Origin of the sequence: Streptacidiphilus sp. EB129 (assembly GCF_041262645.1) — a bacterium.
GTDB lineage: Bacteria > Actinomycetota > Actinomycetes > Streptomycetales > Streptomycetaceae > Streptacidiphilus.
Window position 1 is genome coordinate 381,702 of sequence record NZ_JBGCCS010000002.1, and the last position, 14,518, is coordinate 396,219.

Annotated in this window: 9 protein-coding genes; 1 reads left to right on the forward strand and 8 read right to left on the reverse strand. The window is 72.7% G+C overall.

Annotated features, from left to right (window positions below; translation table 11 throughout):
- Positions 1-70: 70 nt before the first annotated feature.
- Together ABH925_RS03920 and nrdR are read right to left on the reverse strand one after the other, a co-directional pair.
- A complete protein-coding gene (locus ABH925_RS03920; RefSeq protein ID WP_370145348.1) occupies positions 71-2,977 on the reverse strand; it encodes a vitamin B12-dependent ribonucleotide reductase in 2,907 nt (968 codons plus the stop codon).
- A 199-nt stretch (positions 2,978-3,176) separates the two neighbouring features.
- Positions 3,177-3,686, reverse strand: a complete 510-nt coding sequence (gene nrdR, locus ABH925_RS03925) for a transcriptional regulator NrdR (protein ID WP_370145349.1) — start codon at positions 3,684-3,686, stop codon at positions 3,177-3,179.
- Positions 3,687-4,343: 657 nt separating this feature from the next.
- On the opposite strand from nrdR, the gene lexA reads away from it, so the two are divergent.
- Positions 4,344-5,066, forward strand: coding sequence for a transcriptional repressor LexA (gene lexA, locus ABH925_RS03930; protein ID WP_370145421.1), 723 nt, complete (start codon positions 4,344-4,346; stop codon positions 5,064-5,066).
- A gap of 97 nt (positions 5,067-5,163) precedes the next feature.
- Here lexA and ABH925_RS03935 read toward each other — a convergent pair whose 3' ends face one another.
- The 6 genes from ABH925_RS03935 to ABH925_RS03960 all read right to left on the reverse strand — a co-directional run bounded on the left by ABH925_RS03935 (position 5,164) and on the right by ABH925_RS03960 (position 14,432).
- The gene (locus ABH925_RS03935) at positions 5,164-7,209 is read right to left on the reverse strand and encodes an ATP-dependent DNA helicase (protein WP_370145422.1); all 2,046 of its coding nucleotides are present in this window, start codon (positions 7,207-7,209) and stop codon (positions 5,164-5,166) included.
- Between the two features lie 127 nt (positions 7,210-7,336).
- Positions 7,337-8,776, reverse strand: coding sequence for a lysine N(6)-hydroxylase/L-ornithine N(5)-oxygenase family protein (locus tag ABH925_RS03940; RefSeq protein ID WP_370145350.1), 1,440 nt, complete (start codon positions 8,774-8,776; stop codon positions 7,337-7,339).
- Between the two features lie 52 nt (positions 8,777-8,828).
- The gene (locus ABH925_RS03945; protein ID WP_370145351.1) at positions 8,829-9,482 is read right to left on the reverse strand and encodes a GNAT family N-acetyltransferase; all 654 of its coding nucleotides are present in this window, start codon (positions 9,480-9,482) and stop codon (positions 8,829-8,831) included.
- Entirely contained in the window at positions 9,479-11,401 is a 1,923-nt protein-coding gene (locus ABH925_RS03950) for an IucA/IucC family siderophore biosynthesis protein (RefSeq protein WP_370145352.1), read from the reverse strand. The genes ABH925_RS03945 and ABH925_RS03950 overlap by 4 nt, the downstream gene beginning before the upstream one ends.
- The gene (locus tag ABH925_RS03955; RefSeq protein WP_370145353.1) at positions 11,398-12,918 is read right to left on the reverse strand and encodes an aspartate aminotransferase family protein; all 1,521 of its coding nucleotides are present in this window, start codon (positions 12,916-12,918) and stop codon (positions 11,398-11,400) included. The genes ABH925_RS03950 and ABH925_RS03955 overlap by 4 nt, the downstream gene beginning before the upstream one ends.
- Positions 12,915-14,432, reverse strand: a complete 1,518-nt coding sequence (locus tag ABH925_RS03960) for a diaminobutyrate--2-oxoglutarate transaminase (protein WP_370145423.1) — start codon at positions 14,430-14,432, stop codon at positions 12,915-12,917. Before ABH925_RS03960 ends, ABH925_RS03955 begins: the two co-directional genes overlap by 4 nt.
- Positions 14,433-14,518: the final 86 nt, after the last annotated feature.

Sequence of the window (14,518 nt, forward strand, 5' to 3'; positions counted from 1 at the left end):
CGTCCTCGGCCACCGCCCCACCGACCGATCAAGGACCGGTCACACCCTGCGCGCCACCCCCTTGCGGGTGTCAGCTGCAGCCGCTGGTGGAGCCGCAGCCCTCGCAGAGGTAGCAGCTGCCGGCGCGGCGCATCTTGGTGCCGCAGGAGAAGCAGAGCGGGGCGTCGGAGTTGATACCCTGCTGAAGCTCCAGCAGCTCGGTGGAGTTGTGCACCACCGGGGTCGGCAGCGGCTGGACCGCGGCCGGGGCGGGCACCGGGGCCGGAGCGGCCTGCGGCGGCCCGGCGACCGCGCGGGGAGCGGACTGGGCCAGGCCCTCGACGTCCACGTCCTCGTCGGTCGGCTCGTAGGAGCCGGTCTCCAGGTGGCGCTGGCGCTCCTCGACGGAGTGGATGCCCAGCGCGGAGCGGGTCTCGAACGGGAGGAAGTCCAGCGCCAGGCGGCGGAAGATGTAGTCCACGATCGACTGCGCCATCCGCACGTCCGGGTCGTCGGTCAGACCGGCCGGCTCGAAGCGCATGTTGGTGAACTTCGAGACGTAGGTCTCCAGCGGCACGCCGTACTGCATGCCGACCGAGACGGCGATGGAGAAGGCGTCCATCATGCCCGCGAGGGTCGAGCCCTGCTTGGACATCTTCAGGAAGACCTCACCCAGGCCGTCGTCCGGGTACGAGTTGGCGGTCATGTAGCCCTCGGCGCCGCCCACGGTGAACGAGGTGGTGATGCCCGGGCGGCCCTTGGGGAGGCGCTTGCGAACCGGGCGGTACTCGACCACCTTCTCCACCACGGCGGGGACCTCGACCGCGGCGGCGACCTCACCCTTGCCGTCGTTCTTGGTCTTGGCCGAGAGCGGCTGGCCGACCTTGCAGTTGTCGCGGTAGATCGCGAGCGCCTTGACGCCCATCTTCCACGCCTCGAAGTAGATCTCCTCGATCTCCTCGACGGTGGCGATCTCCGGCATGTTCACGGTCTTGGAGATGGCGCCGGAGATCCAGGGCTGGATCGCCGCCATCATCCGCACGTGGCCCATGGCGGAGATGACCCGCTCGCCCATGGCGCAGTCGAAGATCTCGTAGTGCTCGGCCTTCAGGCCGGGGGCGTCCACGACATGGCCGTGCTCGGCGATGTGCGCGACGATCGCCTCGACCTGCTCCGGCTGGTAGCCGGCGCGCCGCAGCGCCCGCGGCACGGTGCCGTTGACGATCTGCATCGAGCCGCCGCCGACCAGCTTCTTGAACTTGACCAGGGCGAGGTCGGGCTCGACCCCGGTGGTGTCGCAGTCCATCATCAGGCCGATGGTGCCGGTGGGTGCGAGCACGCTGGCCTGGGCGTTGCGGAAACCGTTCTGCGCGCCGAGGCGGAGCACGTCCTGCCAGGTCTCGGTGGCCGCGGCCCAGATCGGGCTGTCCAGGTCGTCGGCGTGGGTGGCGGCGGCGTTGGCGTCCGCGTGCTGGCGCATGACCCGCTGGTGCGGCTCGGCGTTGCGGGCGTAGCCGTCGTACGGGCCGACGATGCCGGCCAGCTCGGCGCCGCGCCGGTAGGCGGTGCCGGTCATCAGCGAGGTGATCGAGCCGGCCAGGGCCCGACCGCCCTCGGAGTCGTAGGCGTGGCCGGTCGCCATCAGCAGCGCGCCCAGGTTGGCGTAGCCGATCCCGAGCTGGCGGTAGGCGCGGGTGGTCTCGCCGATCTTCTGGGTCGGGAAGTCCGCGAAGCAGATGGAGATGTCCATCGCGGTGATGACCAGCTCCACGACCTTGGCGAAGGTCACCGCGTCGAAGGTGTCGTCGTCGCGGAGGAACTTCATCAGGTTCAGCGAGGCCAGGTTGCAGCTGGAGTTGTCCAGGTGCATGTACTCGGAGCAGGGGTTGGAGGCGTTGATCCGGCCCGACTCCGGGCAGGTGTGCCAGTGGTTGATGGTGGAGTCGTACTGGATGCCGGGGTCGGCGCAGGCCCAGGCCGCCTCGGCCATCTTGCGGAACAGCTTCTTGGCGTCGACGGTCTCGATGACCTCGCCGGTGAGCCGGGCCCGCAGGCCGAACTCGGTGCCGTTCTCCACAGCCGTCATGAACTCGTCGGAGACCCGGACCGAGTTGTTGGCGTTCTGGTACTGGACCGAGGTGATGTCGTCACCGCCGAGGTCCATGTCGAAGCCCGCGTCACGCAGCGCGCGGATCTTCTCCTCCTCCTTCACCTTGGTCTCGATGAAGGCCTCGACGTCCGGGTGGTCCACGTCCAGCACGACCATCTTGGCCGCGCGGCGGGTCGCGCCGCCGGACTTGATCGTCCCCGCCGACGCGTCCGCGCCGCGCATGAAGGAGACGGGGCCTGAGGCGTTGCCGCCGGAGGTCAGCAGTTCCTTGGAGGAGCGGATCCGGGAGAGGTTCAGGCCGGCGCCGGAGCCGCCCTTGAAGATCATCCCCTCTTCCTTGTACCAGTCCAGGATCGAGTCCATGGAGTCGTCCACAGCCAGGATGAAGCAGGCGCTGACCTGCTGCGGCTGCTGCGTGCCGACGTTGAACCAGACCGGCGAGTTGAAGCTGAACACCTGGTGGAGGAGGGCGTGGGTCAGCTCGTGCTCGAAGATCTCAGCATCGGCCGGGGAGGCGAAGTAGCCGTGCTTCTCACCGGCGGCACGGTAGGTGAGGACGACCCGGTCGATGATCTGCTTCAGGCTCCACTCGCGCTGCGGGGTGCCCAGTGCGCCGCGGAAGTACTTGCTGGTCACGATGTTGGTGGCGTTGACCGACCAGAAGTCGGGGAACTCGACCCCGCGCTGCTCGAAGTTCACCGAGCCGTCGCGCCAGTTGGTCATGACGACGTCGCGCCGCTCCCAGGTCACCTCGTCGTAGGGGTGCACGCCGGGGGTGGTGTAGATGCGCTCGACCCGGAGACCCGAACCCGCCTTGGCGCCCACGGCCTTGCCGCCCTTGGCCGCACCGCCCTTGTTCGCTCGGGTACCGCTGGTGGTGTCCGTCATTGCCGCCTCCTCCTGGGCAAACGCCCTGAACGCCCCACTGCTTCCCGGGGGCGCCCTTCGTGTCCGCAAATCAATTCCGCGCAGGAGGGAACGCCGCTCGGGGCCCCTCATGCGATCACACAAGTGGTGCTTCAGCTGTCTCGTCGTGCGTCAGCTGTCGTGTCGTAAAAGTCGTGGGCGTGCACAGCCGCCGGTGCGGCTACTGCGACGCGGGGGCGGGCAGGGGGACGGGCACGACCGCGCCCGCCTCTGCCGCCGCAGGAGGCCGGTCCACGCGGAGCTCCGCGATGGCCGCCTCGAAGTCCTCCAGCGATTCGTACGCCCGGTAGACCGAGGCGAACCGCAGATAGGCCACCACGTCGAGCTCCTTCAGCGGGCCGAGTATGGCCAGACCGACGTCATGGGTGGAGAGCTCGGCGGCACCGGTGGCCCGCACACACTCCTCGACCCGCTGGCCGAGCACGGCGAGGGCGTCCTCGCCGACCGGACGGCCCTGGCAGGCCTTGCGGACGCCACTGATCACCTTGTCCCGACTGAACGGCTCGGTGACCCCGCTGCGCTTGACCACCATCAGCGTGGCGGTCTCCACCGTGGTGAAGCGGCGGTTGCAGTCGGGGCACTGGCGGCGGCGCCGGATCGAGGTGCCGTCGTCGGTGGTGCGCGAGTCGACCACGCGGCTGTCCGGGTGCCGGCAGAAGGGGCAGTGCATGTCCGTTCCCTTCCACTGATTCGACACCTCGGGCGGTGCTCCCGGGTGATGATTCTAGGCGATGCTCAGTGATCGTTTCCCCGGGGGGACCACAACCTGTGGGCGTCGGGACCTATGTAACCACTAGATCTGGTGGGCGCGGCAAGCTTCGGCGCATGGCGTGTCGTAGCCCGCAGCTCACGCCCAGCGATCACCGCAGGTCAGCCGGGAGCGGACGGGAGCGATCCGCTCCGACATCACCCGGATGGCCCGGGACGGCGCGTCGACGACGGGACAGCGGCGCCGAACCGGACCACAATGCCCGTCGTCGACCCATGCCGAAGCGATCCGTGAGACCCTCTTGATCGAACAAACGATCGCATGAAGTCCAGCGACATACACCTGAAACCTTGATCACGTCAGGCCCCTGGGCAATAATTCACTCGAACGTGTGTTTGGCGCAACCTTTCGATAGGACCTACCGTTGGCCTAATCAAGGGAGAACGTCCGTCGAGAGGGGCCGCCGTGACCACCGCAGAAAGCAGCACCGTCCCGGTGCAGGAAAGCTCCCAGCACTCCACCCAGATCCGCCGCCAGGAAGACGTCAGGAATACCGTCGCCGGATTCGTTCCGGGACAGTCGACCGGCGCCTCCGCACCGAACTCCTCGGGACACTCCTTGGACACTCGCGACGACTCAGTAGCCGAAGACCGCGCAGGCACGATTCCCCCCCGGTCCCTTCCCGGTCGGCCTCCGGGGATCCGCACCGACGAAGCCGGACTCACCGAACGGCAGCGCCGCGTCATCGAGGTGATCCGCGATTCGGTGCAGCGGCGAGGGTACCCGCCGAGCATGCGGGAGATCGGCCAGTCGGTCGGCCTCTCCAGCACCTCCTCCGTCGCACACCAACTGATGGCACTGGAGCGCAAGGGATTTCTGCGGCGTGACCCGCACCGCCCGCGCGCCTACGAGGTGCGGGGGATGGACGTGGTCCGTCCGGTCCCGGAGAACACCAGCGGCCGCCCCGCCACCTCCTACGTCCCACTGATCGGCCGGATCGCCGCAGGTGGGCCGATCCTGGCCGAGCAGTCGGTGGAGGACGTGTTCCCGCTGCCGCGGCAACTGGTCGGCGACGGGGAGCTGTTCGTGCTCAAGGTGAGCGGCGACTCGATGATCGAGGCCGCCATCTGCGACAACGACTGGGTCACCGTCCGGCGCCAGCCGGTCGCCGAGAACGGCGACATCGTCGCGGCGATGATCGACGGCGAGGCCACGGTGAAGCGGCTCAAGCGCGAGGACGGCCACATCTGGCTGATGCCGCACAATGCGGCGTACGAGCCGATTCCTGGGGACAGCGCGACGATTCTGGGCAAGGTCGTGGCAGTACTGCGGCGGCTGTAGCAGTTGTTGAGGGGCGCGGGGCTCTGCTTGATCAACTGCGCGCGCTGCCAACCATGCAGATCGTAGACGGTTGGCAGCGCAGTTCCCCGCGCCCCTTTTAGCGGGCCTTGGGGGGCGGCGCGGAGGCGTTGATCGCGGCGAGCGAGCGGCGGACCTGGTTGCGGTCGGTGGTGTACCAGAAGTCCGGCATGGACGAGCGGAAGAAACCGCCGTACCGGGCCGTGGCCAGCCGCGAGTCCAGGACCGCCACCACGCCGCGGTCGTCCGCCGCGCGGATCAGCCGGCCCGCGCCCTGGGCCATCAGCAGCGCGGCATGGGTGGCCGCCACGGCCATGAAGCCGTTGCCGCCGTGTTCCTCCACCGCCTTCTGCCGAGCGCTCATCAGCGGGTCGTCCGGACGCGGGAACGGGATCCTGTCCATCACCACCAGCTGGCAGGCCGAACCCGGCACGTCCACACCCTGCCAGAGCGACAGTGTGCCGAAGAGGCAGTCCTCGGTGGAGGAGGAGAAGTCCCGGATCAGCTCGCCCAGGGTGTCCTCCCCCTGGAGCAGGATCCGTCCGGGCACCCGGTCCCGCAGCGCCTCGGCGGCGGCCTTGGCCGCGCGCATCGAGGAGAACAGACCCAGCGTGCGCCCGCCGGCCGCCTCGATCAGCTCGGCGAGTTCGTCCAGCATCGCCGGGCGGTCCGGCTCCCGGCCGGGCGGCGGCAGGTGCCTGGCCACGTAGAGGATGCCCTGCCGGGGGTAGTCGAAGGGCGACCCGACGTCCATGGCCCGCCAGGGCGGGGTGGCCTCGTCCAGCGACTCCCCCACGTCGTCCCGGCCGGGAGCGGCCGTCACCTGCGGGTGGTCGGCGGTCAGCCGCCCCTCCGGACCGAGGCCCAGCGAGAGGCCGACACCGTTGAAGTCACCGCCGAGCTTCAGCGTGGCCGAGGTGAGGACGACCGAGCGCTCCTTGTAGAGATTCTCCCGCAGCAGCCCGGACACGCTGAGCGGGGCCACCCGGAGCGAGCCGGCGCCGGGACCCGAGCGGGCGTTGTCCTCGATCCACACCACGTCGTAGACGGAGCCGTCGAGCAGCCGGTCCGCGGTCTCGTGGACGGTCTCCACCGATGCCCTGGCCTGCTTGCGAACGGCGTCCTCGTCGGTCACGCCCTTGTCCCGCACCTCCCCCAGCGAGGTGATGACGGTGCGGCAGGCCTCCCTGATCGCTGCGACGGCGTACTCGATGCTCTCCGGGAGCTCCTCCACCCGGCCGGGCTGGGCCAGCTCCATCAGCCCGTGGTAGTTCTCGGCGGCGGCCTGCAGCGCGTCCACGGCCTTCTCGTTGGCGAGCTTCGCGGCCCGCTTGACCGCGCGGTGGACCGCGCCGGTGGTGAGTTCGGCGGTGGCGATGCCGGTGACCCGGGAGACCAGTTCATGGGCCTCGTCCACGATCAGCAGCTCGTGCTCGGGGAGCACCGGCGCGCCCTCCAGCGCGTCGATGGCCAGCAGGGCGTGGTTGGTGACCACCACGTCCGCGAGCTTGGCGCGCTCCCTGGCGGCCTCGGCGAAGCACTCGCCGCCGTAGGGGCAGCGGCTCGCACCGAGGCACTCCTTGGAGCTGACCGACATCTGCGCCCAGGCCCGGTCGGAGACACCGGGGGACATGTCGTCGCGGTCCCCGGTCTCGGTCTCGTCGGCCCAGTCGCGCAGCCGCAGCACGTCCTTGCCGAGCTTGCTGCTGGGGCCGCCGAGCGCCTCGGCGGGATCGAACAGCCCCTCGCCCTCGTCGCTCGGCGCGCCCTCGTGGACCCGGTGCAGGCACAGGTAGTTGGAGCGGCCCTTGAGCATCGCGAACTGCGGACGGCGGCGCAGCAGCGGCTGCAGCGCGTCGACGGTGCGCGGAAGATCGCGTTCGACCAGCTGACGCTGCAGGGCGAGGGTGGCGGTGGCGACGACGACCCGGTCGCCGTGGGCGAGGGCGGGCACCAGGTAGGCGAGGGACTTTCCGGTACCGGTGCCGGCCTGGACCAGCAGATGCTCGCCCGCGTCCACGGCGGCCGCGACGGCCTCGGCCATGGCGACCTGTCCGGGCCGCTCCACACCGCCGACGGCGGTGACGGCGGCATGCAGCAGCTCCCCGATCCGGGACGCGGGCACGGGCGCCGCGGGTTGGTCGGAGGCGTCGGACGTGACGGTGTCGGTGTCGCCCTCGCTGGGCGTGGGAAGTTGAGTCATGGCTCGCCCAGCGTAGAGGTCGGCACCGACAGATGCGGCCTCGGCGGGCTCAGCCCCGGGTCGCGGCGGTGCCGCCCGCGCCGGCGGGCACCGGGACGGGTACGCCCGAGGGCTGCGGCGGCGCGCCGAAGGTGGTCCACGCGGTGCGGGGCGGCAGTCGGTGCACGGTACGGGCCGCGACCGCGTTGAGGATGGTGGCCGCGCGGTGCGCGCCCAGGCCCAGGTCGGGGGTGCCGACGCCGTGGGTGTGGAGTTCGGCGTTCTGCACGTAGAGGCAGCCGGTGACGTCGGGGCGCAGGCCGACCCGGTAGTCCAGGTCGACCCGGTAGCGGCCCTGGTCGTCCCAGTCGACCAGGTCGGCCAGCGGGCCCAGCAGCGCCGGGCGGCGGGCGGCGTACCCGGTGGCGAGGACGGCGGTGTCGGTGCGCACCGTGTGGACCGCGCCGCTCTGCGGATGCCGGCAGTGGAGTTCGAGCCCACCGCAGGGACCGGTCCCGGCCGCGGTGATCTCGGTGCCCGGCAGGATCTCGGTTCCGGCCGCGGCGCCGCCGAGGGTGCGGTCGTAGAGGGCCTCGTGGATGCCCGCCAGGGTGTCGGCGCTGGCCGCCTTGTAGAGCTGCCACTGGGCCGGCACCAGACGGTCCCTGACCTGCTCGGGCAGCGCGTGGAAGTAGCGGGTGTAGTCGGGGGTGAAGTGCTCAAGACCGAGTTTGGAGTACTCCATCGGCGCCAGGGCCGGAGTCCGGGTGATCCAGCGCAGATGCGGCGTGGTGGCCTCGCCGCGGCGCCGGAGCAGGTCGAGGAGGACCTCGGCGCCGGACTGGCCGGAGCCGACGACGGTGATGTCAGTGGCGGCCGCCAGCGTGTCGCGCACCGTGAGGTAGTCCTCGGCGTGGTGCACCGCACCCGTCGCGTGGAGCTGGGCGAACGCGGTGGGGACGACGGGTTCCGTGCCCACGCCGAGGACGAGATTGCGGGCCAGCAGGCTCCGGCCGGCCGGCAGCCCGACCCGGAACAGACCGTCGGCGCTCTCCCAGCCGACGGTCTGGACCGGGCTGGAGAAGCGGCAGTTGGGGAGGGACCGGGCCGCCCAGTGGCAGTAGTGCTGGTACTCACGGCGGGTCAGGTGCGACTGCTCGGCGAAGTAGAAGGGGAACAGCCGGTCGTGGGCCCGCAGGTAGGCCAGGAAGGACCAGGGGCTGGTCGGGTCGACCAGCGAGACCAGGTCGGCCAGGAAGGGGACCTGCATCCGCGCACCATCGATCATCAGGCCCGGGTGCCAGCGGAACTCGGGCTTGCCGTCCAGGAAGAGGGTGCGCAGCTCGGGCTGTCCGTCGGCGAGCGCGGCGAGGGAGAGGTTGAACGGACCGATGCCGATGCCGACGAGGTCGTACGGCGTCTGATCGTACGGCGTCTGGTCGTCAGGGGTGCGGTCGCGTGGGGCGTGGTCGTACGCGGTGGCGGCGGGCAGGTCGGGGGTGAGGTCCACGGTGGGCTGCCTTTCGGCATCGAAGTGCAGGTGAGATGCGGTGGCGACGGATTCAGCGACGGTCGTAGACCATCAGCGCGGCCTGTTTGTCGGGCAGGGCCAGGTCCTGGTCGTGCCGGAATCCGGCGCGGCTGAAGGCGCGCAGCGACGGGAGATTGCGGGTGTCCGGTTCGGCGACGATGCGACGCGCACTGCGGCGCTCGTGCAGCGCGCGCTGCGCCAGGGCCCGCAGCAGCCGTCCGCCGATACCCCGGCCCCGGCATTCCGGCGGTCCCAGCAGCAGGTGCAGGCCGGTGTCATGGGGCCGGGCCGGGTAGTGCCGCGCGAGCGGGTCCAGGTCGGCACGGTAGACCTCCCAGTAGCTCATCGGGATGCCGTCCAGCAGCCCGAGACAGGGGACGCTGCGCCCGTCGCCGTCCAGCTGGGTGCGCAGGTGGTGCTCGGTCAGCTCGGGAGGTCCGGCCAGTTCCCAGAAGGCGGCGACGACCGGGTCGTTCATCCACAGCGCGACCAGGTGGAGGTCACGGGGCAGGCGCACCGGCTGCAGCCGGAACAGTCCGGCGGCGGTCTCCATCTCGCCCCACCGGCCCACCCCGTCGAGCAGATCGGCACCGCCGTGGCGACGGGCCCGGAGCTGGGTGGGGAGGCGGAGCTCCAGGGTCTGCCTGCGGCCGCCCGCGGCGGAAGGGGGCGGGGGAAGCGTCACCGGGCCGCCTCCGTGGCCGCTCCGGTGCGCGCCGCCCCGGCCGCCGCAGGCGAACCGGCGGGCGGGTGGACCGAGGATCCCGCCAGCGGGTTGCCGATGGAGACGTAGACCGACTGGCTCTCGACCGGGCCGACCAGCTCGTCGAGGCCCTGCAGCCGGGTCAGCAGATTGGCCTTGCAGCGCAGCGTCGGTGCGTCCAGCAGCAGTGCGGGCAGTGCGGACCGGGTCGCGGTGGCGGCCGGGCCGCCGAGGAACCGGCGCAGCGCGGCGAGCAGCACCCGCTCGTCGGCCAGCCGCTGCGAGCCGAACGCTCCGATCAGGCCGAGGAGATGATTGATGCCGAGGTAGTACCCGAAGCGCTCGTCCGCGACGGCGTCCGGGACGAAGGTGCCGCTGGCCCGGCCCAGTCCCGGCAGCCGGGCGTCCAGCTCCGCCGCGCGGGAGTCGCGGAAGTAGTAGCCCTGGTTGTCGCGGTAGCGACCGCCCACCGGCCAGCCCGGGCCGTCCAGCAGGACCAGCGTGTTCTGCTGGTGGGCCTCCAGGGCGATGCCGGCCTTCCCGTCCAGCCAGAGCACCGGCAGCACGACGGCGTCCAGGTAGCGCAGGAACCACTCGGCCGCGACGGTGGCGACGGGACGGGCGGTGCGGGTGGCGAGGGCGTGCAGGAGGTCGCCGAGCCGGGACCGGGCCGGGTCGCCGGTCCCGGTGCTGCTCGGACGCTCGGCGACGAGCCCGGCGACGCAGTGGGCCCGGTCGTCCGGGCCGAAGGGGTTCTGACGGATGACCGCGTCCAGGCCGTTGGCGCGGGAGTCGGTCGCGGCCGGGTCCGTGCCGGGCAGGTCGGCGCCGATCCACGCGGGGTCGCGGACGATGTCGAAGCCGGGGTGGACGGCCCGCCACTCGTCGCCGAGCCCGGCGTTGAGCAGCCGGTGCACCTCCAGGCCGCGGTGCAGTTCCTTGCGGAGGTTCTCCCGGCGCGAGTTGGTGATCCGCAGTCCCAGCGAGAGCTTCAGCATGTAGGGCGTGCCGGGCCGGTAGACCGTCCGCAGCGACGAGGTGGGATGCCAGGGACGTCCGGACCGGCCCAGGTCGTGCAGGAGTCCGGCGTCCAGGAGCCGGACGATGTCACGACGGTGCGTCAGCTCCCGGTACTGCCAGGGGTGCAGCGGCAGCGCCACGGTTCCGGGCGGCAGCGGTGGACCGTCGGCGCCGCGCAGTGCGGCGGTGATCGCGGCGGCCTGCTGCGGCAGGGCGGAGTCGGCGGCGGCGATCTCCCGGCTGACGGCGAACCAGTGCAGCTGGTGCGCGCCGCGCAGTTCCGGTGAGTAGGGGGCGGTCTCGGCGTCGCCGAGACCCTCACGGCTCTTGGGGGTGGGGTGCAGCGGATGGCCGAGGACCAGCGCCTGCTCGGTGCCGAGGAAGGGCGTGCCGGCGGGCGCTCCGGGGTCGGCACGGTGGTCGGCGATGAAGCGGGCGGTGCGGCGGACCGAGTCGGCGACCCGTCCGGCCAGGTCGGCGGTGTTGCGCGGGGAGGCGGCCGCACCGTCCGGGCCTCCCGGGGAGGTGGGGCGGCAGCCCCGGGCGAGCAGCGCGGCGACGGTGACCGCGTCGACCGGGTGCCCCGGCTGGTCGCCGGGCCCGGACACCAGCCGGGCCCGGCCGAAGCGGTGCCAGCCGCTGGGCGACCAGTAGCGGATGGGCACGGTGAGCCGCAGTCCGTCCCCGAGGGCGACCCGCAGCACTCCGCCGGGAGGCTCGCCGAGCCCGGTCTCCCGGGCCCAGCAGCGCAGCAGGTTCTCCGTGCCGGCGGCGTCCGCCGCGACCGCGGCGTCCGGATGCAGCAGCGGGTCGCCGTCCTCGGCGGCCTCGTGGCAGGGGTGGGCCTGTGCGGGCAGCCCGCCGAGGGGTGCAGTGCTCACGAGTGGTTCTCCTGGTCCCGGGCGGGTGCCGCGTCCTCCGCCGCCCCTGCGGCGAGGACGAGCCCCAGCAGGCGGTCGAGGTCCGCTTCCGTGGTGTGCGGGTTGAGCAGAGTGAGCTTGAGCCGCAGCGAGCCGGTCCGGTCGCCGACCGTCGTGCGGCCCACCACCGCGTCCCCGGCCGCCAGCAGCCGTCGCCGCAGGGCCGCGTTGACCTGGTCCGGAGCGTCGGTGCGCAGCGTCGGGAGGTAGCGGAACAGCACGGTGGTGAGGACCGGGGCGGCGGTGAGCTCCAGCCGCGGCTCGGCCGCGATCCGGGCCGCGGCGTACCGGGCCAGCCGGTGGCAGCGGTCGACCATGGCGCCCAGGCCGTCCCGGCCGACGGCGCGCAGGGTGACCGCGACCTTGAAGGCGTCGGTCCTGCGGGTGGTCCGCAGCGAGCGGCCGAGCAGCGAGGTGTACCCGGCGTCCTCGTCGTCCTGCGGGTTGAGATAGGCGACCCGCTGCTCCAGCGGGTCGAGCAGCGCGGCGGTTCGGGTCAGCAGCACCCCGGCGGCGACCGGCTGCCAGCCCAGTTTGTGCAGGTCCAGGCTGACCGTGTCGGCCTTGCCGATGCCGTCCAGCAGCGGGGCCAGCCGCCGCGAGAACAGCGCCCCGCCGCCGTAGGCGGCGTCCACGTGCAGCCGCACGCCGTGCCGGTGCGCGACGATGGCCATGGCCGGCAGCGGGTCGATCACGCCGAGGTCGGTGGTCCCGGCGGTGGCAACGACACAGACCGGGGTCCGCCCGGCGCCGCGGGTGTCGGCGAGGCCCCAGTCCAGCAGACGCGGGTCGAGTCGTCCGTCCGGGAGGGTGTCCACCGGGACGACGGCGTCCGGGCCGAGCCCGAGGATCGCCGCGGCACGGGCGACCGAGAAGTGCGCGGCGCTGGAGCAGTGCACGGTGAGCCGCCCTGCCGCGAACTCCTCGGGCGGTGCGGCGTCCCGCGCCAGCAACAGCGCCATCAGGTTGGACTCGGTTCCGCCGGTGGTGAACACCCCTCCCGTGGAACCGGGTTCGGGCAGTCCGACCAGTTCGGCGAGGGTGCGCAGCACGGCGGGTTCCAGGGCGGAGCCACCGGGCGCCTGATCCCAGGAGTCCAGCGACGGGTTGAGCATGGAGACGGCCAGATCCGCGGCGGCGGCCACGGCGAGCGGGGGCACGTGCAGATGCGCCGCACAGGCGGGGTCCGCGGGGTCGGCCGCGGTCGCCGCGAGCGCCTCGGTGAGCAGGCGCAACGCGTCGGGGTCGCCCCGGTCCGGCAGCAGCCGGCCGGGGTCGAGCAGCCCGGCCAGCTCCGCCGCCACCTGCTCCGGCCCGCCCCTGGGCAGCGGCCCGTCGCGGCGCGCGGCTCCGGCCCGCAGCGCGGCCAGCACGGTGCCGAGCAGCGGCTCGATCGCGGTCGGCCCGGCGAGCCCGCCGGCCAGCGGCGGAATCGCTCCGGACCCGGGCGGCGGGGGCGTCGACCCGGCGGCGGTCATCGCTGCTCCCCCGCCCGCCCGGAGGGGACGTTCCGGACGGCGCCGGCCTGAGGCGCGCCGCGCTGAGCCGCACCACCCTGAGGCGCACCGGACCGCATCCCATCGGACCGCATCCCGTCGGACGGCGCACCAGCACACTGCACGGCACCCGACCGCACGGCGGCCGTGGCGGCCTGGACGGCCTCGGCGAGCCGTTCCAGGACCGCCTCCGCCTGTTCGTCGGTCATGGTCAGTGGTGGCAGCAGCCGCACCACCCCGGCGTGACGTCCGCCGAGCTCGACGATCAGGCCACGGCGCAGCGCCTCCTCCCGTACGGCGGCGGCGAGCGCCGGGGCGGCCGGGCGGGCGCCGAGCGGGTCCGGCTCGGCCTCCGGGTCGACGAGTTCGACGCCCAGCATCAGCCCCCGGCCGCGGACGTCGCCGATGGCCGGCAGCAGAGAGCTCAGCGCACGCAGCCTGGCCTGCATGCGGGCGCCCGACTCGGCCGCCCGCTCGGCCAGCCGCTCCGACCGTACGAAGCGCAGCGTCGCGGTCCCGGCGGCCATGGCGAGCTGATTGCCCCGGAAGGTCCCGGCATGCGCGCCGGGGGCCCAGACGTCCAGCTCGCCCCGGTAGACGATGGCGGCCAGCGGCAGGCTGCCGCCCACGGCCTTGGAGACCACCAGCACGTCCGGGAGCACCCCGGAGTGCTCGATCGCCCAGAACGCCCCGGTCCGGCCGACCCCGGTCTGCACCTCGTCCACGATCAGCGGGATGCCGCGCGCGGCGGTGACGGCCCGCATCTCCCGCAGCCAGTCGTCCGGGGCCGGGATCACCCCGCCCTCCCCCTGCACCACCTCGACGATCATTCCGGCAGGCGGCTCCACCCCGCCCTTGGGGTCGTCCAGCAGCGACGTCGTCCACCGCGTGGACAGTCGCGCACCCTCCCGGCCGCCGACCCCGAACGGGCAGCGGTAGTCGTACGGGAAGGGCAGCCGGACCGGCTGCTGGACGCTCGCGGCCAGTCCCTTCCGTACTGCGACGTCGCCCCCGGCGGCCAGCGCCCCCGCGGTCATGCCGTGGTAGGCGCCGGTGAAGGCGAGCAGCCCGGAGCGGCCGGTGGCGGTGCGCACCAGCTTCAGGGCCGCCTCGACCGCGTCGGTGCCGGCCGGACCGCAGAACTGGATCCGGGCGTCGCGGGCGAACTCCTCGGGAAGCGAGCCGAGCAGTTCGGTGGTGAACTCGTCCTTCACCGGTGTGGCCAGGTCCAGCACGTGCAACGGGGCCCCGGAGTCCAGGACCTGACGGATCGCCTGGAGCACCACCGGGTGGTTGTGGCCCAGGGCCAGCGTCCCCGCACCGGACAGGCAGTCCAGGTAGCGTCTGCCGTCCGCCCCCTCGACCGTCATCCCCCGGGCCCGGACCGGCACGATCGGCAGCGACCGGGCGTAGGTCCGGGCGGCGGATTCGCGGGCGGCCTGGCGGCCGAGGATGGCCTGCGGCTCGGCGACTGGGACGGGGGCTGTCTCGGTCAGCGGCACGGCGACGGTTCCTCCTGGCTGAGCGGGGCAGGCCCTCGGCGCCGGGAACCACCTGAACGGACGGTGCCGGCCACCGGGCG